The organism is Pseudomonas sichuanensis, from assembly GCF_003231305.1.
GTDB lineage: Bacteria > Pseudomonadota > Gammaproteobacteria > Pseudomonadales > Pseudomonadaceae > Aquipseudomonas > Aquipseudomonas sichuanensis.
In genome coordinates this window covers 1-21650 of the sequence record NZ_QKVM01000073.1, presented here as the reverse complement: position 1 = coordinate 21650, position 21650 = coordinate 1, and the positions used below count along the sequence as shown (strand labels likewise).

Sequence of the window (21650 nt, the reverse complement as noted above, 5' to 3'; positions counted from 1 at the left end):
CGCGGGGCAAGCCCGCTCCCACGCGTTCCTGTCGGTGCTTTCAGGAGGTCAGTGCCGCAGGCCGATGGCCGCTGCGCACCTGCCCGGCCGCCTCGCTCTCGTCGTCCCCATCCAGCCGTACCAGGTGAGCCGGCACGCCGGTCGCCGCGCCCCAGTAATAGATACCCAGCGCCGCAGCAGCCACGACCGCCGTGTCGAACGGATGCCCGATCACCCCGAGCCCGCCGAAGCTGCCCAGCCAGGACAGCAGGATGGTCACGGCGTAGAAACCGATCAGCCAGGCCGACGAGCGCACTTGCTGGCCGATGGAAAGATGCTCGGTGGGCACGAAGCGGCGGCACAGCAGGTACAGCACGAACATTACGATCTGCAGGGCCAGCAGCCACGACACGGTGTTCCAGCCCGACCAGTAGACGATCAGCGCGGCGATGATGAACGACAGCGGGCCGAGCACCCCCATGCCCTTGACCCGGAACGGGCGCGGCATGTCCGGGGCCGTGCGGCGCAGGGCGGCGACGGTCACCGGCGCCACTGCGTAGCTCAGCACCAGGGCGGCCGAAACCACGTTGATCAGCGCCTCCCAGGACGGGAACGGCAGGGTCCAGAACACCGACAGGGCGAAGGTCAGCCACAGCGCCGGGCGCGGGATGCCGGACTGCTCGTCGATGCGGGTGAAGTACTTGAAGAAGGTGCCGGTCTGCGCCCAGCCATAGATCACCCGCGGGGTGGCGTTCATGTAGATGTTGCCGCAGCCGCTGGGCGAGACCACCGCATCGGCCACCACCAGGTAGGCCAGCCAGCCGACGCCCAGGGCCAGGGCGATGTCACGGTAGGGCAGGGCCAGTTCCTTGGTCACCCCGGCCCAGCCATTGGCCAGCATTTCGGTCGGCACGCTGCCGAGGAAGGCCAGTTGCAGCAGGGCGTAGATCGCGGTGGACAGCAGTACCGAGAGGATCAGCGCGATGGGGATGGTGCGCTGCGGGTTCTTCACTTCGCTGGCCACCGAGATGATCGGGGTAAGGCCCAGGTAGGCGAAGATGATGCCGCCGGCCGACACGGCCATTTCCACGCCGGACATGCCGAACGGGGCAAAGCCCTGCACCTCGAAGTTCTCCGGTTTGAAGAAGGTGAACAGCACGCCGATCACCAGCAACGGCACGATGAACTTGAACACGCTGACCAGGTTGTTGGCCTTGGCGAAGGTCTTCACGCTGCGGTAGTTGAGCGCGAAGAACAGCCCGAGCAAGGCGAACTGCACCAGCCAGCCGAGCACGGTCGGGTCGCTGGTACCGGCCTTGGTCAGGCTGGGGAACCAGGCTGCGGCGTACTGGCGCGAGGCGACCACTTCGATGGCGATCAGGCTGGAGAAGGCGATCAGGGTGATGAAGCCCATCAGGTAGCCCAGCAGCGGGCCATGGGAGTACACCGGGTAGCGCACCACGCCACCGGCGCGCGGCAGCGCAGCGCCGAGCTCGCAGTAGACGATGCCCAGCAGCAGCACGGCGAAACCGCCGAGGAACCAGGAGAGGATCCCGGCCGGGCCGGCGATGGCCGACACGTGGCTGGCGGCGAACAGCCAACCGGAGCCGAAGATGGCGCCGAGGCCGATGAAGGTGAGGTCCAGCAATGACAGCTGTTTCTTGAATTTGCCTGACATGGGGTCGCCTTTTTGTAGGTTTTGGATAGGCAGGTCTGATGTCACGATGCGGCTTTGCGGGCCGCGTTCTTGTAGGTCATGGGCGGCTTGCGTGGGGCATAGAGTGGACCGATCGGGGCGGGGGTTCTTGATGGTTTTCGGCAAGGGGGATGACGAAATCGGCACAGTTCTCGAAAGCGCTGGTGAAGGTCGATGTGGCTGGATAGGCTGCAGGGCTTGCGGCAATGGCTGTGCGCGGCAATCGCGGGGCAAGCCCGCTCCCACGAAGCTCAGTAGACGTGGGAGCGGGCTTGCCCCGCGAGAGGCCGACAATCAAGAGCGAAGATACCGATGCCCCAGCAACCTCTCGCCACCCTCTACCAGCAGCTCGACCAGCACCGCCCCGATTCCCTGGAGGCGCTGCTCACCGGGGTGGTCTGGCTGCTGCCGATGCTCGACGTCATCGCCAACGCGGCGATCTTCATCAAGGACGAGCAGGCCCGTTACGTGCTGGCCAACCGCACGCTGGTGCAGCGCTGCGGCCTGAAACAGTTGCAGCCACTGCTGGGCAAGACCAGCGCCGAAGTGTTCCCGGCCCGGCTCGGCCCCGGCTATACCGAGCAGGACCGCCGTGTGCTGGAGCAAGGGTTGGTGCTGGAGGACCAGCTGGAGCTGCACCTATACGGCAGCCGCGAACCGGGCTGGTGCCTGACCCACAAGCGCCCGCTCTACGATCCCGCCGGCAGGATCATCGGCCTGGTGGGTATTTCCGTGGATCTGCAATCCGCCGCCGACACCCACCCTGCCTACCAGCGCCTGGCCGCGGTGGACGCGCATATCCGCGCGCATTTTCACCAGCCGATCAGCATGGGCGAGCTGACCCGTATCGCCGGGATTTCAGTGGCGCAGCTGGAGCGCTACTGCAAACGGGTGTTCCACCTGACGCCACGGCAGATGATCCACAAAGCCCGCCTGGAACACGCTCATCAGTTACTGCATTCGGACCTGCCGATCACCGAGGTCGCCCTGCGCTGCGGCTACACCGACCACAGCGCGTTCAGCCGCCAGTTCCGGCAGCTCACCGGGTTTACCCCGAGGCAGTATCGCCAGGCGACGGCTCAGGAAGGTTGAAACAGCGCCTTGGCCTCATCGAAACACTGTTCGGCAATCGCCGAGCGTGGCTCGCTGCGGCGCAGCAGCAGGCCCACCGGGCTGTGGATGCTGGCATCGGCCACCGGGATGATCCGCAGGTGCGTGCTCAGCTCTTCCAGGCCGCAATCCAGCGGCATGATCGCGCAGCACACGCCAACGTTGATGGCCTGGATCAGCTGGAAGGTCGAGTCGCTTTCCAGCACCGAGTTGGGTTCAAGGCCACGGCTGCGGAAACTCAGGTCAAGTGACTGGCGGTAATGCATGCCCTTGCTCAGCAGGCCAAGCGGAATCTCGCCGAGTTGGTCCCAACGCAGGGTGTCGGCGTCGAACTGAAAGTGCCGGGTGTCGTGCAGCAGGCCCATGGTGGTGGTGCTCAGCTCGATCACTTCGAAGAAGCTGGCATTGACCTGGTCGAGGTAACAGATGCCCAGGTCCAGCTGGTTGCGCGACAGGCCGTCGATGATCTGCTCGGAACTCAGCGACGACAGCTGGAAGCTCAGCTCGGGGTATTTTTCGCGCAGCGGCAGCAGCAGTTGCATGGGGTTGAAGCTGGCCAGCGGCACGGTGCCCAGGCGCAGGCTGCCGACCACCTGGCCACGGCAGCTGGCGGCTTCGGCCTGCAGGCCGTCGTGGGCGGCCAGCAGGGTGCGGGCCCAGGCCAGGATGCGTTCGCCGGCCTCGGTGAAACCCTCGAAGCGCTGGCCGCGCTTGACCAGCACCAGGTCCAGCTCGTCCTCCAGGTTGCGCAGGCGCATCGACAGGGTCGGCTGGGTGATATGGCACAGCGCTGCGGCCTGGCCGAAGTGGCGGGTCTGGTCGAGGGCGATGAGGAACTTGAGCTGCTTGATGTCCATGGTGCGGCCTGGCGAGCGGGGTGGCGGGTTCGGCGACCTTAACCAACTCCGCGTGGGCTGGCCAATCTTTAATGGTGACCGGTTGATAGAGGCCCTTGATCGGTTGGTTCGCCCTATCGATTGGACGCGGTCCGAGGCTTGCCTCTAACGTGGCCGCAAGGCCAATCACGGAGCGGAACTTGATGAGTGTTAAACCGGATGCGGTGTTCGTGCCACTGAACATCGCCGTACTGACTGTCAGCGATACCCGCAGCTACGCCAACGACACCTCCGGCGAGCTGCTGGCCAGCCGGGCGGTGGAGGTCGGCCATCGACTGATCGCACGTGAGCTGCTCAAGGACGACCTGTACAAGATCCGCGCCCAGGTCGCCACCTGGATTGCCGACGAGCAGGTGCAGGTGGTGCTGATCACCGGCGGCACGGGTTTTACCGGCCGCGACAGTACACCCGAAGCGGTCGAGTGCCTGCTGGACAAGCGCATCGATGGTTTTGGCGAGTTGTTCCGCGCGTTGTCGATCCTCGATATCGGCACTTCGACCGTGCAGAGCCGGGCGCTGGCCGGGCTGGCCAACCGCACCCTGGTGTGCTGCCTGCCGGGGTCGACCGGGGCGTGCCGGACGGCGTGGGAGGGGATCCTGGCCGAGCAGTTGGATGCTCGGCACCGGCCGTGCAATTTCGTTGCGCATTTGAAGCCGATCGAGTTGTGCGAAAGCCGCGGTTGATGAGTAAGGCTGTTCACTTGAGATTGCTGGGGCTGCTTTGCAGCCCTTCGCGGGTAAACCCGCTCCCACAGGATCGCGCAAAGTCTGAATCGGGCGCTGTAATTGTGGGAGCGGGTTTACCCGCGAAGGGTCGCGCAGCGACCCCAATTGGCTTAACTGACTGGCATTAGCCTACCGACCCAAGGCGCTAGGCCTCGACTGCATCTTCAGGCCTTGCGCAAACGCAAACTGCGCCACAACGCCCCGACCATCAACACGCTGACCAGCGCCCAAGCCCATGCTTGTCGGTTCGCCAACCCCTCCTGGTACAACTGCGGGGCCACGCCTGCGCCAACGATGAACGCCAGCAACGCCACTTCCGCCCGAGGCGCGCGCACCGGTCGCAGCAGGTAGGCCACTGCCGGCAGCAGCAGTGCCGCGCTGGGGAAGCTGCGATAGCGCGGGTCGAACACCATCGCCAGCATGCTCACCGCCGCCGCGAACCCCGCAGCCAGCAACCACTTGCCAGCATGCCCCTCAAGCCAGGCGAACAACCGCTGCCGCCAGCCATCGCGGCGGGCCAGGGCCAAGGCCGTCTGGGCCAGCACCAGCAGGTTGAGGCCGGCCAGCAGCGCGGCCCACAGCCACTCGCCGGCAAACCGTGCATTGGTGCGCATCAGCTCGCCCCACAGCCCCAGGCTGCCGGCGCCCAGCGCGGCCAGCAGCGGCAACAGCAAGGCGGCGCGGGCATTCGCCGGGCGCCCGGCCAAGGCCAGGGTCGTCAGCAGCAACAGCAGCGAGGCCAGCAGCCACTGTGGCCATAGCGCCAGGTTGCTCACCGGGCCTTCGAGTACGCCCTTGTCCTGGCGGTCGGCGTCGTACAGCCCCCAGTAGCCGCCCACTGCGCCTTCACTGGCGCGCTTCCACGGTTGGTCGAAGGCTTCGATCAGGTTGTAGTGCCAGCCATTGGCCTCGGCCAGGGCGACGAAACCACGGATGAAACGCGCCTCGTTGACCCGGCTCGGCACCGCCGTCTCGCGCTGGCGACCCTCGCTTGGCCAGCCGGTTTCGCCGATCAGGATGTCCTTGGGCGCAAAACGGTTGCCGAACACCTGACGCACCTCGGCGACATGCGCCAGGGCCGCATCGATGCCACGCGGGTCATCCTCCCAGTAAGGCAGCAGGTGGATGGTGAGAAAGTCCACCGCAGGCGCAATCTGCGGGTGCTGCTGCCAGAACTCCCAGACATCGGCGTAGGTCACCGGCACCTTGACCTGGCTTTTCACCTTGTTGATCAACTCGGCCAGGCGCTCTCCGGTGACTTCCTTGCGCAGCAGCGCCTCGTTGCCGACGATCACCGCGCTGACCACGTCGGGGTTGGCGTTGGCGGCGGCGATCAGCAGTTCGACTTCCTTGTCGGTGTCCACCGGGTTGGCGTTGACCCAGGCCCCCAGCATCACCTTCAGGCCATGCTTGCGGGCCAGTGCCGGGATGGCTTCAAGGCCGGTCATCGAGTAGGTGCGGATGCACTGGAAACGCTCGGCCAGCAGGGCCAGGTCGGCGTCCATGCGCGCTGGGCGCAGGCGAAATGGCTGGTCGAACGGCGACTGGTCCTTGTCGAACGGCGTGTAGGAGGCGCACTGCAATTTGTGTGTGGGGCTGGCGGCGTCTGGCAGCTGCACCGGCTTGCCGAGGCCGTACCAGAGGGCGCCCAGGCCGAGGAGGGCGAGCAGGCAGGCGAGCAGGTAGGTCGTGCGCAACATCGGGCGGTCCATCGTCGGGTTCGTGAGCAGGGGCCGCTGCGCGGCCCATCGCCGGCAAGCCGGCTCCCACAGACAATCGCATGTACCTAGTGGGGGCCGGCTTGCCGGCGATGGGCCCTGTGCGGGCGAACCAGTGATAGTAGCCCGGCGCCAAGCGTTTGGCATGCAAGGATCGCGCAGTTCGGCGCGGGCCGCTGGCGCTAATGGCACAGTGCTGTCGCTGATCGTTCGCTAAAGGTCGCTGACAGAGCAGGTCGCCTGATGTGTCAGGTTGATGATGCAATCTCCAAGACCTGACGAGGGGATGCTTTGATGGCGACTTTTACAAGAATGCGACGTTTCCTGGGCGTGGGCACTGCTTTGGTATTGGCCATGAGCACGGCGCAAGCGATGGCCAAGGAAGTCAGCATCGGTTACGTGGATGGCTGGTCCGATAGCGTGGCGACCACCAACGTGGCCGCCGAAGTGATCAGGCAGAAGCTCGGCTACGACGTGAAACTGCAGGCCGTGGCCACCGGCATCATGTGGCAGGGCGTGGCCACCGGCAAACTCGATGCCATGCTGTCGGCCTGGCTGCCGGTCACCCATGGCGAGTACTGGGCCAAGAACAAGGACAACGTGGTCGACTTCGGTCCCAACTTCAAGGACGCCAAGATCGGCCTGATCGTCCCCGAGTACGTCAAGGCCAACAGCATCGAAGACCTCAAGACCGACCAGAGCTTCAAACAGAAGATCGTCGGCATCGACGCAGGCTCCGGGGTCATGCTCAAGACCGAACAGGCCATCAAGGACTACGACCTGACCGGCTACAAACTGACCGCCAGCTCCGGCGCGGCCATGACCGCCGAGCTCGGCCGTTCCTATGCCAAGCAGCAATCCATCGCCGTCACCGGCTGGGTGCCGCACTGGATGTTCGCCAAGTGGAAGCTCAAGTTCCTTGAAGACCCGAAAGGCGTGTATGGCGCTGCGGAGACAGTCAACAGCATCGGCAGCAAGGAGCTGGCCACCAAGGCCCCGGAAGTGGCCGAGTTCCTGAAGAAGTTCCAGTGGCAGTCCAAGGATGAGATCGGTGAGGTGATGCTGGCGATCCAGGAAGGCGCCAAGCCGGAAGCGGCGGCCAAGGACTGGGTGGCCAAGCATCCGGAGCGGGTCAAGGAGTGGACCGGTAAGTAAGCAGCGCACTCCGGGGGCTGCTGTGCAGCCCAATCGCTGGCAAGCCAGCTCCCACAAGGGCTGAGATACCCTGTGGGAGCTGGCTTGCCAGCGATTGGGTCGCGCAGCGACCCCAAGGGTTGTTACCAAATCTGTAAAACACCCTTGCATCTAAGACTAAGGTCGTCTGGTTGGCGTCCAGCGGCAGCATAAAGTGGAGTCGGGTTCTCCCTACATCTGTGCTGCTAGGACAAAAACAATGAACGACAGCATTTACCAATCGATACAGAACAGTCCGCGCTTCAAGGAACTGGTCACCAAGCGCGAGCGTTTCGCCTGGATTCTCTCGGCAGTCATGCTCGGCCTCTACTGCGCCTTCATCCTCCTCATCGCCTACGGCCCGCACCTGCTCGGTGCCAAGCTCAGCCCCGGCTCGTCGATCACCTGGGGCATCCCCCTGGGCGTCGGCCTGATCGTTTCGGCGTTCGTGCTCACCGCCATCTACGTGCGCCGCGCCAACGGCGAGTTCGACGAGTTGAACAAGGCAATCCTCGAGGAGGCCAAGCAATGATCCGTCATGCCAAAGCCCTGGCCGTCCTGGCCTGCGGCGCTTTCGCACCCGCCGTGTGGGCAGCCGATGCCCTGACCGGCGAGGTGCAGAAGCAACCGCTGAACGTTGCCGCGATCGCCATGTTCGTGGCCTTCGTCGCCTTTACCCTGGGCATCACCTACTGGGCCTCCAAGCGCAACAACTCTGCCGCCGACTACTACGCCGCCGGCGGCAAGATCACCGGCTTCCAGAACGGCCTGGCGATTGCCGGCGACTACATGTCGGCAGCCTCGTTCCTGGGTATTTCCGCCCTGGTGTTCACCTCGGGCTACGACGGCCTGATCTACTCCATCGGCTTTTTGGTCGGCTGGCCGATCATCCTGTTCCTGATCGCCGAACGCCTGCGCAACCTGGGCAAGTACACCTTCGCCGACGTTGCCTCCTACCGCCTGGGGCAGAAGGAAATCCGCACCCTGTCGGCCTCCGGCTCGCTGGTGGTGGTGGCGTTCTACCTGATCGCGCAGATGGTCGGTGCCGGCAAGCTGATCGAGCTGCTGTTCGGCCTTGACTACCATGTTGCGGTGATCCTGGTCGGCGTGCTGATGTGCCTGTACGTGCTGTTTGGCGGCATGCTGGCCACCACCTGGGTACAGATCATCAAGGCCGTACTGCTGCTGTCCGGTGCCAGCTTCATGGCGCTGATGGTGATGAAGCACGTGGGCTTCGACTTCAATACTCTGTTCTCCGAGGCGATCAAGGTGCACGCCAAGGGCGAGGCGATCATGAGCCCGGGCGGCCTGGTCAAGGACCCGATCTCGGCGTTCTCGCTGGGCCTGGCGCTGATGTTCGGTACCGCCGGCCTGCCGCACATCCTGATGCGCTTCTTCACCGTCAGTGACGCCAAGGAAGCCCGCAAGAGCGTGCTCTACGCCACCGGCTTCATCGGTTACTTCTACATCCTGACCTTCATCATCGGCTTCGGCGCGATCCTGCTGGTCAGCACCAACCCAGACTTCAAGGACGCCGCCGGCGCCCTGCTGGGCGGCAACAACATGGCCGCGGTGCACCTGGCCGATGCCGTGGGTGGCAGCATCTTCCTCGGCTTCATCTCGGCCGTGGCCTTCGCCACCATCCTGGCGGTGGTTGCCGGCCTGACCCTGGCCGGTGCCTCGGCGGTGTCCCATGACCTGTACGCCAGCGTCTGGCGCAAGGGCAAGGCCAACGACAAGGACGAGATCCGCGTGTCGAAGATCACCACCATCGCCCTGGGCGTGCTGGCGATCGGCCTGGGGATTCTGTTCGAGAAGCAGAACATCGCCTTCATGGTCGGCCTGGCCTTCTCCATTGCCGCCAGCTGCAACTTCCCGGTACTGCTGCTTTCGATGTACTGGAAGAAGCTGACCACCCGCGGCGCCATGATCGGCGGCTGGCTGGGGCTGATCAGCGCGGTGGGCCTGATGATCCTCGGCCCGACCATCTGGGTACAGATCCTCGGCCACGAGAAAGCCATCTACCCCTACGAGTACCCGGCGCTGTTCTCGATGCTGATCGCATTCGTCGGTATCTGGTTCTTCTCGGTCACCGACAAGTCCAAGGCTGCTGAAGATGAACGCGCGCTGTTCTACCCGCAGTTCGTCCGTTCGCAGACCGGCCTGGGGGCCAGCGGTGCGGTTTCGCACTGATCCAACCCTGGTGTGAAAAACGCCCCGCTTGCGGGGCGTTTTTTTGTGCGGTGAAAAATCTGTTCGATCTTAGGAAAATTCTTGTTTGATTTAGGACGCATCGTGCATTCGGGGGCCAAGGGCAGGGTGAACAATGTGCCCCAAGGCCCGCAATGGCCGCCTCGCGCGTCTACTCGTACTGCGAGCCAAGAAACCGCTCAACGAAGAGGACAACGCTATGCAAAAAGCCCTCGTGGTGGACGATCACCCTTTTATCCGCGCCAGTGTGTGCCTGCAGTTGCGTCAGGAACGCCTGGACATCATCGGCCAGGCCGACAACGGCGTCGATGCCGTGCAGTTGGCCCGCGAGCACACCCCCGATCTGGTCATCCTCGACATCATCATGCCTGGCCTGGATGGGCTGCAGGTCATGGCCCGGTTGCGGGCGTTGCCACAGCCGCCGAAGATCCTGGTGCTCACCTCGCAGCTGGCCGAGTGCTTCTCGTTGCGCTGCATGAAGGCCGGGGCTGCCGGCTTCGTGTCGAAGTCAGATGACCTCTGCGAGTTGAGCAAGGCGGTGCTGGCCCTGCGCTCGGGCTACAGCTATTTCCCCGAGGTGTCGCTGAGCTCGGTCAACCGCCAGGACATCCACGCCAGCGAAGCGCAACGCCTTTCCGGCCTCAGCGACCGGGAAGTGATCATCCTCCAGCATCTGTCGCGGGGCCTGAGCAACAAGGCCATCGGCGAAGCCATGCTGCTCAGCAACAAGACCATCAGCACCTACAAGGCCAGGCTGCTGGACAAGCTACGGGTCGGTTCGGTGATCGAATTGGCCGACGTTGCCCGTCGCAACTTGCTGATCTAGTGGTCATTGCGTGGGGCTGATACACAGGGGGCTGCTGGTTGTGTTGATGTGTTGCGCACCGTTACTGGCCGCCGATCAACTGCCGCAGTTGCACGGCCGCTCGACCTTCTCTGGCCCCCGCCTGACCCCGGACGAAGCGCAGTTGCGCTGGCTGTGGGAGCGACCGCAGCTCAGGCTGGCGGTGGTGCGGCCGGACAACCCGCCGCTGGACATCCTCGGTACCGGGCGCGACTACGAGGGGATCAGCGCCGACTATGCCGGGCTGCTGGCCGGGCACCTGCAGTTGCCCGTGCAAATCCGTGTGTATGCCTCGCTCGATGCTGCAATCGAGGCGTTGCGGGCGCATGAAGTGGACCTGCTGGCCAGTGTGACTGCCCGGCAGGCCAGCGATGCTGGCCTGTGGCTGTCGCAACCCTATGCGCAAGACCTGCCAGTGGTGGTGCTGCGAGAGGATGAACCAGCGGCCGATATGCCTTTGCGTGTGGCCATGCGCGAAGGTTACCGCAGGCTCGACAGCGTGCTCGCTCGGTATCCTCAGGCGCAGGTCCAGGTATTCCCCTCCACCCGTGCAGCGCTGGGTGCCTTGGCCTTTGGCCAGGCCGACCTTTACCTGGGTGGCGCACTGGAAAGTCAGTACCTGATCCGCAAGGGGCTGGTCGGGTCGTTGGAAGCCTTCGACAGTCCCGGCCTGGAAAACCAGCCGCTGGGGTTCGCCATGCATCCGCACGATGCGCCGTTGCACGGCCTGGTCGATGCGGCGCTGGCCAGCATCGAGCCGCAGGAGCATGCGCGCATCCGTCGTCGCTGGGGCGGGCAGGGGCTGGTGGAGCGCGGTTCGCTGCAACTGAGTGACAAGGAGCTGAGTTGGGTACAGGGCCAGGGGCCGTTGCGGGTGCTGCTCAACGATCAATACCCACCCATCAGCTACCGCGACGGTGAGGGGCGTCTGCGCGGGCTGGCGGTGGATGTGTTGCAGCGCATTGGCCGGCGCACCGGCCTGACCTTCGACCTAGTGGCCGGCGGCACCCTGGAGCGCATGATCGAGCGTACGGCCCGGGGCGAGGCCGACCTGATCGCCGGTGTTACGCCCAGCAATGAACGTGAGCAGCACCTGGCGTTCAGCCGCAGTTTTGCCAGTTCGGCGCAGGTGTTGGTCACAGCGGACAACGGCAAGGCGGCATCCACCCTGGAGCAATTGACCGGGCTGCGCCTGGCCGTGACCCGCAGCGGCTATCCCAAGGCGTATCTGCGCCAGCACTATCCGGACATCCACCTGGTCGAGTCCGACGGGCCGGTGGATGCGGTCTGGCGCGTGGCCAGCCGCCGTGCCGATGCTGCGCTGGTGCCCATGATCGGTGCCCGGGCGTTGACCGAGCGGCTGGCGCCGACACGGCTGAAGATCAGTGCCAGCCTCACCCTGGAACCGGCCTATTTCGCTTTCGCCAGCCCACGGGGCGCGCTGGAGCTGCAGGCGATCCTCGACAAGGCGCTGCTCAGCCTGTCTCCCCAGGAAATGGACGCATTGGCCCGTCGTTGGCGCAGCGAGGTGATCGTTGCCGACAGTTTCTGGCAACGCTATCGGCAGGAGGTACTGCAAGGTTTTGCCGCAGTCGCCCTGTCGCTGTTGCTGGCACTGGCCTGGGTCCGCTACCTGCGCCGGCTGGTGCGGGTGCGCGAGCAGGCCGAGCGCGAACTGGCCGACCAGTTGGTGTTCATGCGCGTGATGATCGACGGCACACCGCATCCGATCTACGTCTGCGACCAGCACGGGCGTCTGCTGACCTGCAACAACAGTTACCTGCAGGCCTTGCAGGTCAGCCAGGCAGCGGTCATCGGCCAGCCTTTGGGCCAGAGCGAGGCATTGGCCTGGCAGGGCGCCTGGCGCGAGGTGCTGGCCAGCGGCCAGGTGCATGTCGAAGACCTGCAGGTCAGCCTGGGAGAGGGTCGGCAACGGACCCTGTCACACTGGATGCTGCCCTACCGCGGCCTGCGTGATGGCCAGGCCGGAGTGATCGCCGGCTGGATCGATGTCACCGAGCGCCAGCACCTGCAGGTGCAGCTGCAGGCGGCCAAGGATGAAGCCGACAACGCCAACCAGGCCAAGACCCACTTCCTTGCCACCATGAGCCACGAGATACGCACACCGCTCAATGCCGTGCTGGGCATGCTCGAACTGGCCTTGCGCAAGGCCGAGCAGGGAGTGCTCGACCGTTTGTCGATCGAGGTCGCTTCGGACGCGGCGCGCAGCCTGCTCGAGCTGATCGGCGACATCCTCGACGTTACCCGCATCGAAACCGGCCACCTGCAGTTGGCGCCGCAGCCGGTGTGTCTGCAACAGCATGTGGCCGAGGTGGTGCAGCTGTTCGAGCAGCAGGCACGCAGCAAAGGGCTGCAACTGTTGCTGGAGCTTGAGGGGCCGGCGGACGCCGAGGTGCTGCTCGACCCGCTGCGCTTCAAGCAGATCCTCGCCAACCTGCTGAGCAACGCGATCAAGTTCACCCACCGCGGCAGTGTTCGGGTAAGCCTGCGCAGCGTCGTGCAGGTGCGTGCGATGGCGGTCGAGCTGACCGTGGAGGACACCGGTATCGGCATTCCCGAGGCGGAGCTGTCACGGCTTGGCGCGCTGTTCTGGCAGGCCAGCAACAACCGTCAGTCGGCACGGCGCGGGGCGGGCCTGGGCTTGTCGATCAGCCGTACCTTGTGCGAGTTGATGGGCGGGCACATGCACCTGCGCAGTACCCTGGGCGTGGGCACGCGGATCGATCTGGCACTGCGGCTCGAGCGGGTCGAGGCCCGCGAAGCGCTGGCGGCGCAGGAGGCGCCCGACACCCTGCTGGCGAAGAGTGAGAGCTTGCGGGTACTGGTGGTCGATGACTATCCGGCCAATCGCCTGCTGCTGGCCAATCAGCTGGGCTACCTGGGCCATCGTGCCAGCGTTGCCGAAGATGGCGCCCAGGGCTTGCGCGCATGGTTGCAGGGCGATTTCGATGTGGTGATCAGTGACTGCAACATGCCCGTGCTCGATGGCTACACCCTGGCCCGGGCGATTCGCCTGCACGAGCGCCGGCAGGGACGCCGGGCCTGCCGGGTGCTGGGGCTGACGGCCAATGCGCTGGTGGGCGAGCGCCAGCGCTGCGAGCGTGCCGGCATGGATGCCTGCCATTTCAAGCCGTTGGGGCTCAAGGCCTTGGCCTTGGCACTGGCGGGCATGCAGCGGGTGAGTGACGACGCGCCCGTCGCCGTGGGCGACGGCTTCGACCTGAGCAACCTGGAGCGCCTTACCGGGGGGGACCAGCAGGCGCTGGACGCGCTGCTCAATGACCTGCTGGCCAGCAACCGCAAAGACCTTGGCCAACTGCTTGGCCATGGTGACGACGAGGATCTGGGGGCACTGGCTGCGCTGGTTCACCGGATCAAGGGTGGGGCGCGGATCATACGCGCCCGCAAGGTGATCGAAGCCTGCGAGCAGGTCGAGCGCAGCTGTGCCGGCGGCACCCTCCCGCCCGGGCAACTGGAGGCCGTTTGCCAGGCACTGAGTGAGCTCGAACGGGTGTTGCAGCGCTACAGCACACAGAACAGCGCCGCACGTGACAGGCACGTCGGCCGGGGTTGAGCAGCGAGAGGTGGAACATGGAAGTAGACGGGTTGCGGGTGCTGGTAGTCGAAGAGCACCGCTTCCAGCGGGTGATCGCGGTGAAGACCTTTGGTTACCTGGGGTGTGCCGAGGTGCTGCAGGCACAGGATGCCAATGAAGCCCTGCTGTGCCTGCAGCAGGCCGGACGGGTCGATCTGGCGGTGTGTGCCCTGACGGGCGGGAGCGACGGCAGCATGGATACCCTGGAGTTCCTCCACCGGCTGGGCAAGGCCAGGTTGGCGGGGGCGGTGCTGTTGACCTGCAGCCTGAGCCCCAGCATGCGCCGCGGCGTACAGCAACTGGTGGAGCGGCTAGGCATGCGTTTCATCGCCGACATGGACCCCCCTTTGTCGGTGGAGATGCTGCGCCAGTGCCTGCCGAATCCGCTGCCGCCGGATACTGCCTCACCCCGCCCGGCGGTGCTCTGGCCGAGTGAGGAAGGGGTGCGCCGCGGCATGCGCGATGGGCAGTTCACGGCGTTCTATCTACCCAGTTTCGACTTGCGCGACGGGCGCATCATTGGCGTCGACCTGATACCGTTCTGGCACCATCCGTTGATGGGGGTGCTGGCACCGGAGATCTTCCTGCCCGTCGTGGAGCGTTGTGGCTTGCTCGATGAACTGGCGTTGCTACTGCTTGAGCAGGGCCTGGCGCTGCACAGCGAACTGCAGGCCGAGGGGCGCCGGTTGCGCATCACGCTGCGCCTGAAGGGGCCGCAACTGCTGGACCGCTCGCTGGTGTTGCGTATTCGCACCTTGCTGCACCAGCAGCGCTTCGATGTGCGTCACCTGTGCTTCGAACTGAGCGGGCGCAGCCTCTACCACATCACCGTGGTGGAGCTTGAGAACCTGCTGCGCCTGCGGGCGCTGGGCTGCGAGCTGAGCCTGGCCGAGTTCGGCAGCGACCAGGCAGGCAGCCAGCTGTTGTGCCAGCTACCGTTCACCCGGATCAAGCTGGCCGAACGCTTCATTCGCGGCCTGCCCCACGAAGCCCGGTGCCGTGCAGTGGTGCAGCATTGCCTGAACTTGGCGCTGGCCCTCGAACAGCACCTGACGGTGGTCGGGGTATCCAGCGCCGAACAGCACCTGGCCTTGCTGGGGATGGGCTGCGAGAGCGCTCAAGGCGACTACCTCGCACTGCCGTTGGACCGCGAGGCGCTGTTGCGGCGCCTACGCGGTGATCTGCGCCTGGTACCGCCTGGCTAGGTCAGATATGCCCCAGCAACACCAGGATCAACAGCACCACCAGCACCACGCCGACGATGCCCGAAGGGCCATAGCCCCAGCTGCGCGAGTGGGGGAAGACCGGTAAGCCACCGATCAGCAGCAGGATCAGGATGATGATGAGGATCGTGGTCATGGCGGAGTCCTTGCGTGGTTGGGGGTCAAGGGCCGCGGAACAATGCTGGCCGCTCATAAAGTCCGACCGGTGCGCAACGGTAAAGATTCAATCGGCTGTCGGTACACGCCGGCCAGTCCCCCGGCGTCGCCCGATACCCCCACATTCAGCTGCCTGATGCCACACCGACGCAGCCCTGCTTGTCGCTAGACTGCCTGGCATTCCCACTGTTCAGGACAAGGCAGCGACCATGCACAAGCGAATGATGATCACCGGGGCCGGTTCCGGCCTGGGCCGTGAGATTGCCCTGCGCTGGGCCCGTGAGGGCTGGCAGCTGGCGTTGGCCGATGTCAACGAGGTGGGCCTGCGCGAGACACTGGAGCAGGTGCGCGCCGCCGGTGGCGACGGTTTCACCCAGCGCTGCGACGTGCGCGACTACAGCCAGCTCACCGCCCTGGCCCAGGCCTGCGACCAGCGCCTGGGTGGCTGCGACATGATCGTCAACAACGCGGGGGTGGCCTCGGGCGGCTTCTTCGGCGAGCTGTCGCTGGAAGACTGGGACTGGCAGATCGCAGTCAACCTGATGGGCGTGGTCAAGGGCTGCAAGGCGTTCCTGCCGCTGCTCGAACGCAGCCGCGGACGGATCATCAACATTGCCTCCATGGCCGCGCTGATGCAGGGGCCGGGCATGAGCAACTACAACGTGGCCAAGGCCGGGGTGCTGGCGCTGTCGGAAAGCCTGCTGGTGGAGCTGCGCCAGGTCGGGGTGGCGGTACACGTGGTCTGCCCGTCGTTCTTCCAGACCAACCTGCTTGATTCGTTCCGTGGCCCGACCCCGGCAATGAAAGCCCAGGTGGGCAAGTTGCTGGAAGGCTCGCCCATCAGTGCTGCCGATATTGCCGAGTACATTCATGCCCAGGTGGCCGCCGGCGAGTTCCTCATCCTGCCCCACGAAGCCGGGCGCCAGGCATGGCAGCTCAAGTGCCAGGCGCCCCAGCGGCTGTATGACGAAATGGCCGATATGGCGGTCAAGATGCGCGCCAAGGCCGGCAAAAGTGCTGGTTAAGCCGCATTTTTGTAGGACCTTTTACCTCTGTTAGTAGGCTAGGTCTCTTTCACCCTGGAGTGATTGAGTAGGAGAAAGCCATCAAGGCAGTCTCCGGTTTTCCCTAAGGCTGGAGGATCGGAGCATGTTGGTAATCGGACGTGAAGTGGGTGAGGTGATTTTCATCGGAGACGACATCAGTATCCAGGTGGTGTCGGTCGAGAATGGCCAGGTTCGCTTCGGCATCAGCGCACCGCGCAATGTCGATGTACACCGGGTGGAGGTGTACAACCGGATCAAGGAGCAGCAGGCGAAAGCGCGGGCCTAGGGTGCCAGCAATTCCGCCGGCACATCATGCCGGGCCAGCAGCTGGCATTGTTCGCTCTCGAAATCGAACAGGATGAATGCCTGCTTCCTGGCCAGCGCCTGGCGCACCCGCAGCACACGGGTTTCCAGTGGCGTGTCGTCGCCGTTGTCGGTGCCGTCGCGGGTGACGAAGTCCTCGATCAGGCGGGTGAGGGTGTCGGCTTCGAGTTGCTCGTAGGGGATCAGCATGGCGATGGGCAGTGGTGGTGGGAATGTGCCCATGCTACGTGAAATCGGCAGTGGCTGCCTTGTCGCCAGCTTGGCGGCGACAAGGCTTGTTGCCTCAACGACGAAGCGCTTTGCTCAACGCTGAGGTGGCGCCATCGGCGGTGGTGACGGTCGCGGTGAAGCTGTGCAGCCCTTCGCTTTGTACCAGCGCCTGAGCAAACCGCGCCTGCCCCTTGGCATCGCTGTTCACCAGCACTTCACCCAGATATTGCTCGGCCTCGGTCGCCTCGGCCTGGGCATTACCGAACAGCTCGACCCGCAGCAGGCTCGATGCCGGCCCCTGCACTTCGCCGCGCAGCACATTGCCTTCCAGGGCGAGCAGTGTCGGCGGCTGCTGGTTATGGTTGGGCAGCGGCTGGCAGGGTTTGGGTTCGCCCTTGCCGTCGCAGATGATGGCCTGGTCCTGCTTGGCCAACTGTGCCCCGATGCCGCGCGAGCCCACGTACAGCGCGTGGGCCTGGGCCGGCACGCCGAAAACGATGGCGCCGGTGCGCTGGTTGGCCACGCACGAGCCCCCTGCCTCGCAGCGGCGGATATCCTGGCTGTTGCCCCAGATGCGGTTGGCGGTGAGGCGGGTGGCGGTGATGTCCGGCTCCGGGCGTAGCGCCACGCCGATGCGGTTGCCGTGGATCAGGTTGCCGTCGAGGATATTGCCCTCGCCGGTGACACTGACGCCGATGGAGTTGCCGCTGAAGGTGTTGGCGGCCAGGTAGTTGCGCTTGCCCCAGTTGATCTGCAGGCCGTCGGAGTAATTTTCGAAGCGGTTGCGCACCACGCTGTTGTCGTTGCCCAGCAGGATCTCGATGCCTTGGGAGGGTTCCGGGTTGGCCGGGGTGGAGCGGAACAGGTTGTCGGCGATCAGGTTGAAGGCCGCGCCACGGGTCAGCTCCAGGCCATCGCCGTTGTCGATCAGCTGGTTGCGCAGGACCTTGTTGTTGTTCGTGGTGGTGGCGGTCGGGTTGCCGGCGCCGTCGTCGCCGGTCAGCATGATGCCGGCGCCGCCCTTGTTGGCGACGATCAGGTTGTCTTCGATGACGTTGTCGCTGGCGCGGTTGACCAGGATGCCGATGCAGAAGTTGCGCACTTCCAGGCCCCGCAGGTGCACGCCTTGGGTATCGCGCAGCACCAGGCCGGGGTGGGTGGTGGTGCGCACGTTGGTGCCGTACTGGCCGGGCAGGGCACCAGGGCAGGTGTGCAGGCCCTGGTCCTTGATGTAACCCGAGCCATCGAGGGTGATGTACTGGCCGTCGCGGGCCCAGGCCAGGCCGGTGATGCTGACCGGCCCCTTGATTTCCGGTAGCGCTCGGGCCGGGCGGATCACATGGGGCGGTTTACCCACGGCGGCGATATCGATGCGGTAGTGGCCGGGGTTCAGGTTGCTGGTTTCAATGGCCCAGCGCAGGGTGCCGGGTTGGCCGTCGTCGGCATAGCGGTTGACGGTCAGCGTCTGTATCTGGGCAGGCGCTACGGCGTGGGCGGACAAGGGGAGTAGCGGCAGCAGGGCTGCCAGCGCAGGCATCAAGCGCATGGTGCGGGGTTCCACTGACTGTTTGTTGTTATGCGCCGCGCCGTGTTCGGGCGGGCTGTCTGGGGGCGATTCTAGGGCAGCCGTTCGGCTTCGCGGCGCCGTGGCAGGTGAATCGGTGCGGTATTCGCCCGCTGTTTACCGTTCGGCCGGCGGCAATCGAACCGATTGAAACTCTGGCAAAGGGGCGTGAGTCGACCCACTGTCGGCACGATTTCCCGTGTCTTTTGCGCAAGGAGACATTCCATGAGTGGCACCAAAGACAAAGCCAAAGGCCTGGCCAACGAGGCCGTGGGCAACATCAAGCAAGGCGTCGGCAAGGTGACCGACAACGATCGGCTGCGCGCCGAAGGCAAGGCCCAGGAGCTCAAGGGCGAGGCGCAGCAGGCGGTGGGCAAGGTCAAGGATGCGTTGAAGAAGCCATGACCCTGAAGCGCTGATCGCGGGGCAAGCCCGCTCCCACGACGTGGGGGCGGGTGTGGCGTTTTTCTTAAGCTGCGCACTGAGCAACCACAGCTGCGGCAGGGTCTATTAGACTTGTCTGCATTGACAGGCCTTCCCCTGTAGTGAGCCAGACCCTCAGACGATCAAGCGGCGAAAGGAGACGCTATGATTTTCCCCGACCTGCGCGGCCTGCCCCTGCACCGCGTGCTGGTGCGCACCGTCAAGGAGTTCCTTGACGACGAGATGTCCACCTACGCCTCGGCGATGGCCTACCAGATGCTGTTCTCGCTGTTCCCCTTCCTGCTGTTCCTGATCGCCCTGATCGGTTTCCTGCATTTGCCGGATTTCTTCACCTGGCTGCGCCTGCAGTCGGAGCTGGTGCTGCCACCGCAGGCGCTGGAGCAGGTCAACCCGGTGATCGACCAGTTGCAGCAGTCCAAAGGTGGCTTGCTCTCGGTGGGTATCGTGATTGCCCTGTGGACTGCGTCGGCGGGCGTGCGCCTGATGATGAGCGCGATGAACGCCGCGTACGACGTGCCCGAGGGGCGGCCGTTGTGGAAGCGGATTCCATTGTCGGTGATCTACACCATCGGCATCGCCGGCATGCTGCTGGCCGCCGCTGCGCTGATGGTGCTCGGGCCGCAGGTCATGGAGTGGATCGCCGCCCAGGTGGGCCTGCAGGAGGCGGTGGTCATCGTCTGGACCGTGCTGCGCTGGCCGGCGATCATCATCCTGATGATGGTGGCGGTGGCGCTGATCTATTTCGTGATGCCCGACGTGAAGCAGAAATTTCGCTTCATCACCCCAGGCTCGGTGCTGGCGGTGGTGGTGTGGATCATCGCGTCGTTGGGCTTTGCCTATTACGTGAAGACCTTCGCCGATTACAACGCCATGTACGGCAGCATTGGTGCGATCATCGTGCTCTTGCTGTATTTCTACATCTCTGCCGCCGTGCTGCTGCTGGGCGCGGAGATGAATGCGGTGATCGAGCATATGTCGAGCGAGGGCAAGAACCCTGGCGAGAAGGACTTTGCCCATGACAATCCGCAGGAAACCATCACCGTGCTTGGCCATGAACACCCGGTGACACCCGAACCTCACCCCCACGAGTCGAACACCCGATGATCCGTGACATCCTCAAGATGGGCGACGAACGCCTGCTGCGCATCGCCCCGCCCGTACCGGCAAAGATGATCGGCAGCGCCGAGCTGCAACAGTTGATCGACGACATGTTCGAGACCATGCGTCACGTCGGCGGTGTGGGGCTTGCGGCGCCGCAGATCGGTATCGACCTGCAACTGGTGATCTTCGGTTTCGAGCGCAGTGAGCGCTACCCGGACGCCGAGCCGGTGCCCACGACCATTCTGTTGAACCCGGTGATCACGCCGCTGGTCACGGAGGTCGAGGACGGTTGGGAAGGCTGCCTGTCGGTGCCGGGCCTGCGGGGCGTGGTGCCACGTTACAAGCACATCAGCTATTCGGGCATCGACCCGCAGGGCAACCCGATCAACCGCTTTGCCGACGGCTTCCATGCCCGGGTGGTGCAGCATGAGTGCGACCACCTGAGCGGCCGGCTCTACCCCTCGCGCATCCAGGATTTCAGCAAGTTCGGCTACACCGAGGTGCTGTTCCCCGGGCTTGATGTGGCCGAGGACTGATTGCGTACCAACGCCACCAATGGCTTGCTGCGCCGGTAGCGGGCCAGGCGCGAGGCCAGGGCTTCGGGCAACTGCTCGGTAACGCTGAAGCCTAGACGCTCATAGAAGGGTGCCAGTGGCGGCTCACAGAACAGCCAGGTCGGCCCAGCACTGCCTTGCAGGCCTGCTTCGATCAGCCGTGCTGCCACCCGCTGGCCGCGCCAGTCCGGCGCGACGAACAGCCCGGTCAGCCAGCGGCCGCCCGCCACGGTTATCAGGTTCATCCCTGCGATCATCTCGCCTGCACGCGCCACCCACTGCTCGCCCTCGCCGGCGGCGCGCATGCGTGAGCCGTGCTGGCGGTAGAAATGGTCCAGCAGGCGGCGTTGCAGGTGAGGGAGCTGAACGAAGGTCAGTGTGGGCATGGTCAAAGGCGATGCAATGGCGGGTGACAATCAGGGCCTGGCTTTGTCGCAGATTGTTGCAAAAGCGGCAAGGGTGATTGTCCTACTTCGGGGTTCAACTATTCCAGGCGGGGAGTAGAATTTTCCTCATCCCCCCAGCAGTACGACACAGCGGGATCGGTACTTCGTGTCATCGGCATCGCCGATGACAACTTCTCCGCGCCATTGACGGCATCAGAAGTCACTCGATCAGCTTGAAAGCCATCAAGGTCGTTGCCCATGAAAGCCCTACTGATTCTTGCATTGGTCGGTATGTCCTCGTTCGCCCTGGCAGACGAAGCCAAGCCCGCCGCCAGCCAACCCGTGGTCGAGCAGTACGACTATTCCACCAACCTCGACATCAAGCGCGTGATCAACCTGTCGACCATTCCCAACGTCTGTGAAGTGGTACCCGCCACCATGACCTATGAGGATCATCAAGGGCAGGTGCACACGCTGCAGTACCGGGCCATGGGCGAGGGCTGCAAGCAGGGTTGAGCCTGAACTTGCACGTCTGCCTGTAGGAGCGGCCCGGCAAGGTTGCTCCTACAGGCAGACATGCAAGTTCATTGGATGGGGGCGTGGTGACGTCTGTGTTCATTGCTCACTCTCCCTGAAATGATCGGTGCCTGGGCGGGCCCTATCGCGGGTCAAGC

21 protein-coding genes are annotated in these 21650 nt (G+C 64.6%); 14 read left to right on the top strand and 7 right to left on the bottom strand.

What is annotated here, in order from left to right; genetic code table 11:
* Positions 1-40 precede the first annotated feature (40 nt).
* Positions 41-1657 carry an APC family permease gene (locus DM373_RS26345; protein WP_110996345.1) on the bottom strand — a complete coding sequence of 539 codons (1617 nt, stop codon included), beginning with the start codon at positions 1655-1657 and terminating at the stop codon, positions 41-43.
* A 330-nt stretch (positions 1658-1987) separates the two neighbouring features.
* On the opposite strand from DM373_RS26345, the gene DM373_RS26340 reads away from it, so the two are divergent.
* On the top strand, positions 1988-2767 hold the full coding sequence (locus DM373_RS26340; protein WP_110996344.1) for an AraC family transcriptional regulator: 780 nt from the start codon (positions 1988-1990) through the stop codon (positions 2765-2767).
* Here DM373_RS26340 and DM373_RS26335 read toward each other — a convergent pair.
* Positions 2755-3642 carry a LysR family transcriptional regulator gene (locus DM373_RS26335; RefSeq protein WP_110996343.1) on the bottom strand — a complete coding sequence of 296 codons (888 nt, stop codon included), beginning with the start codon at positions 3640-3642 and terminating at the stop codon, positions 2755-2757. The two genes, DM373_RS26340 and DM373_RS26335, sit on opposite strands and share 13 nt — an antisense overlap.
* A gap of 182 nt (positions 3643-3824) precedes the next feature.
* On the opposite strand from DM373_RS26335, the gene moaB reads away from it, so the two are divergent.
* The gene (gene moaB, locus DM373_RS26330; RefSeq protein ID WP_110996342.1) at positions 3825-4364 is read left to right on the top strand and encodes a molybdenum cofactor biosynthesis protein B; all 540 of its coding nucleotides are present in this window, start codon (positions 3825-3827) and stop codon (positions 4362-4364) included.
* 206 nt (positions 4365-4570) lie between these two features.
* Here moaB and DM373_RS26325 read toward each other — a convergent pair whose 3' ends face one another.
* Positions 4571-6118 carry a glycoside hydrolase family 17 protein gene (locus DM373_RS26325; protein WP_110996341.1) on the bottom strand — a complete coding sequence of 516 codons (1548 nt, stop codon included), beginning with the start codon at positions 6116-6118 and terminating at the stop codon, positions 4571-4573.
* A 300-nt stretch (positions 6119-6418) separates the two neighbouring features.
* Between DM373_RS26325 and DM373_RS26320 the strand changes: the two genes are divergently transcribed.
* From DM373_RS26320 to DM373_RS26295, 6 genes are all read left to right on the top strand, one after another.
* The gene (locus tag DM373_RS26320) at positions 6419-7279 is read left to right on the top strand and encodes a glycine betaine ABC transporter substrate-binding protein (protein ID WP_110996340.1); all 861 of its coding nucleotides are present in this window, start codon (positions 6419-6421) and stop codon (positions 7277-7279) included.
* A 238-nt stretch (positions 7280-7517) separates the two neighbouring features.
* Positions 7518-7829, top strand: coding sequence for a DUF485 domain-containing protein (locus tag DM373_RS26315; RefSeq protein ID WP_110996339.1), 312 nt, complete (start codon positions 7518-7520; stop codon positions 7827-7829).
* Positions 7826-9490 (top strand): cation acetate symporter, encoded by a 1665-nt coding sequence (locus DM373_RS26310; RefSeq protein WP_110996338.1) that lies wholly within the window; start codon positions 7826-7828, stop codon positions 9488-9490. Before DM373_RS26315 ends, DM373_RS26310 begins: the two co-directional genes overlap by 4 nt.
* Positions 9491-9707: 217 nt before the next feature.
* Positions 9708-10334, top strand: a complete 627-nt coding sequence (locus tag DM373_RS26305) for a response regulator transcription factor (RefSeq protein WP_110996337.1) — start codon at positions 9708-9710, stop codon at positions 10332-10334.
* A 46-nt stretch (positions 10335-10380) separates the two neighbouring features.
* Positions 10381-13947, top strand: a complete 3567-nt coding sequence (locus tag DM373_RS26300; RefSeq protein ID WP_110996336.1) for a transporter substrate-binding domain-containing protein — start codon at positions 10381-10383, stop codon at positions 13945-13947.
* A gap of 17 nt (positions 13948-13964) precedes the next feature.
* A complete protein-coding gene (locus DM373_RS26295; RefSeq protein WP_110996335.1) occupies positions 13965-15173 on the top strand; it encodes an EAL domain-containing response regulator in 1209 nt (402 codons plus the stop codon).
* A gap of 1 nt (position 15174) precedes the next feature.
* Here the strand turns inward: DM373_RS26295 and DM373_RS26290 are convergent, their stop codons facing one another.
* A complete protein-coding gene (locus DM373_RS26290; RefSeq protein WP_110996334.1) occupies positions 15175-15327 on the bottom strand; it encodes a DUF3309 family protein in 153 nt (50 codons plus the stop codon).
* A 229-nt stretch (positions 15328-15556) separates the two neighbouring features.
* On the opposite strand from DM373_RS26290, the gene DM373_RS26285 reads away from it, so the two are divergent.
* Positions 15557-16372 carry an SDR family oxidoreductase gene (locus tag DM373_RS26285; protein ID WP_110996333.1) on the top strand — a complete coding sequence of 272 codons (816 nt, stop codon included), beginning with the start codon at positions 15557-15559 and terminating at the stop codon, positions 16370-16372.
* A 124-nt stretch (positions 16373-16496) separates the two neighbouring features.
* Entirely contained in the window at positions 16497-16679 is a 183-nt protein-coding gene (csrA, locus tag DM373_RS26280; RefSeq protein ID WP_110996332.1) for a carbon storage regulator CsrA, read from the top strand.
* On the opposite strand, the gene DM373_RS26275 is transcribed toward csrA, so the two are convergent.
* Entirely contained in the window at positions 16676-16906 is a 231-nt protein-coding gene (locus tag DM373_RS26275; RefSeq protein WP_110996347.1) for a YheU family protein, read from the bottom strand. The two genes, csrA and DM373_RS26275, sit on opposite strands and share 4 nt — an antisense overlap.
* A 94-nt stretch (positions 16907-17000) precedes the next feature.
* The gene (locus DM373_RS26270; RefSeq protein WP_110996331.1) at positions 17001-18473 is read right to left on the bottom strand and encodes a right-handed parallel beta-helix repeat-containing protein; all 1473 of its coding nucleotides are present in this window, start codon (positions 18471-18473) and stop codon (positions 17001-17003) included.
* Positions 18474-18716: 243 nt separating this feature from the next.
* Between DM373_RS26270 and DM373_RS26265 the strand changes: the two genes are divergently transcribed.
* The 3 genes from DM373_RS26265 to def all read left to right on the top strand — a co-directional run bounded on the left by DM373_RS26265 (position 18717) and on the right by def (position 20572).
* Complete coding sequence (locus DM373_RS26265) at positions 18717-18896, top strand: CsbD family protein (RefSeq protein WP_110996330.1); 180 nt, start codon at positions 18717-18719, stop codon at positions 18894-18896.
* Positions 18897-19079: 183 nt separating this feature from the next.
* The gene (locus tag DM373_RS26260; protein ID WP_110996329.1) at positions 19080-20039 is read left to right on the top strand and encodes a YihY/virulence factor BrkB family protein; all 960 of its coding nucleotides are present in this window, start codon (positions 19080-19082) and stop codon (positions 20037-20039) included.
* Positions 20036-20572 carry a peptide deformylase gene (def, locus tag DM373_RS26255; protein ID WP_110996328.1) on the top strand — a complete coding sequence of 179 codons (537 nt, stop codon included), beginning with the start codon at positions 20036-20038 and terminating at the stop codon, positions 20570-20572. Before DM373_RS26260 ends, def begins: the two co-directional genes overlap by 4 nt.
* Here the strand turns inward: def and DM373_RS26250 are convergent.
* Complete coding sequence (locus tag DM373_RS26250) at positions 20527-20895, bottom strand: GNAT family N-acetyltransferase (protein ID WP_110996346.1); 369 nt, start codon at positions 20893-20895, stop codon at positions 20527-20529. The genes def and DM373_RS26250 overlap by 46 nt on opposite strands.
* A gap of 339 nt (positions 20896-21234) precedes the next feature.
* Here DM373_RS26250 and DM373_RS26245 point away from each other — a divergent pair, with 339 nt between their 5' ends.
* Positions 21235-21492 (top strand): DUF2790 domain-containing protein, encoded by a 258-nt coding sequence (locus tag DM373_RS26245; protein ID WP_110996327.1) that lies wholly within the window; start codon positions 21235-21237, stop codon positions 21490-21492.
* The last annotated feature ends 158 nt before the right edge of the window (positions 21493-21650 follow it).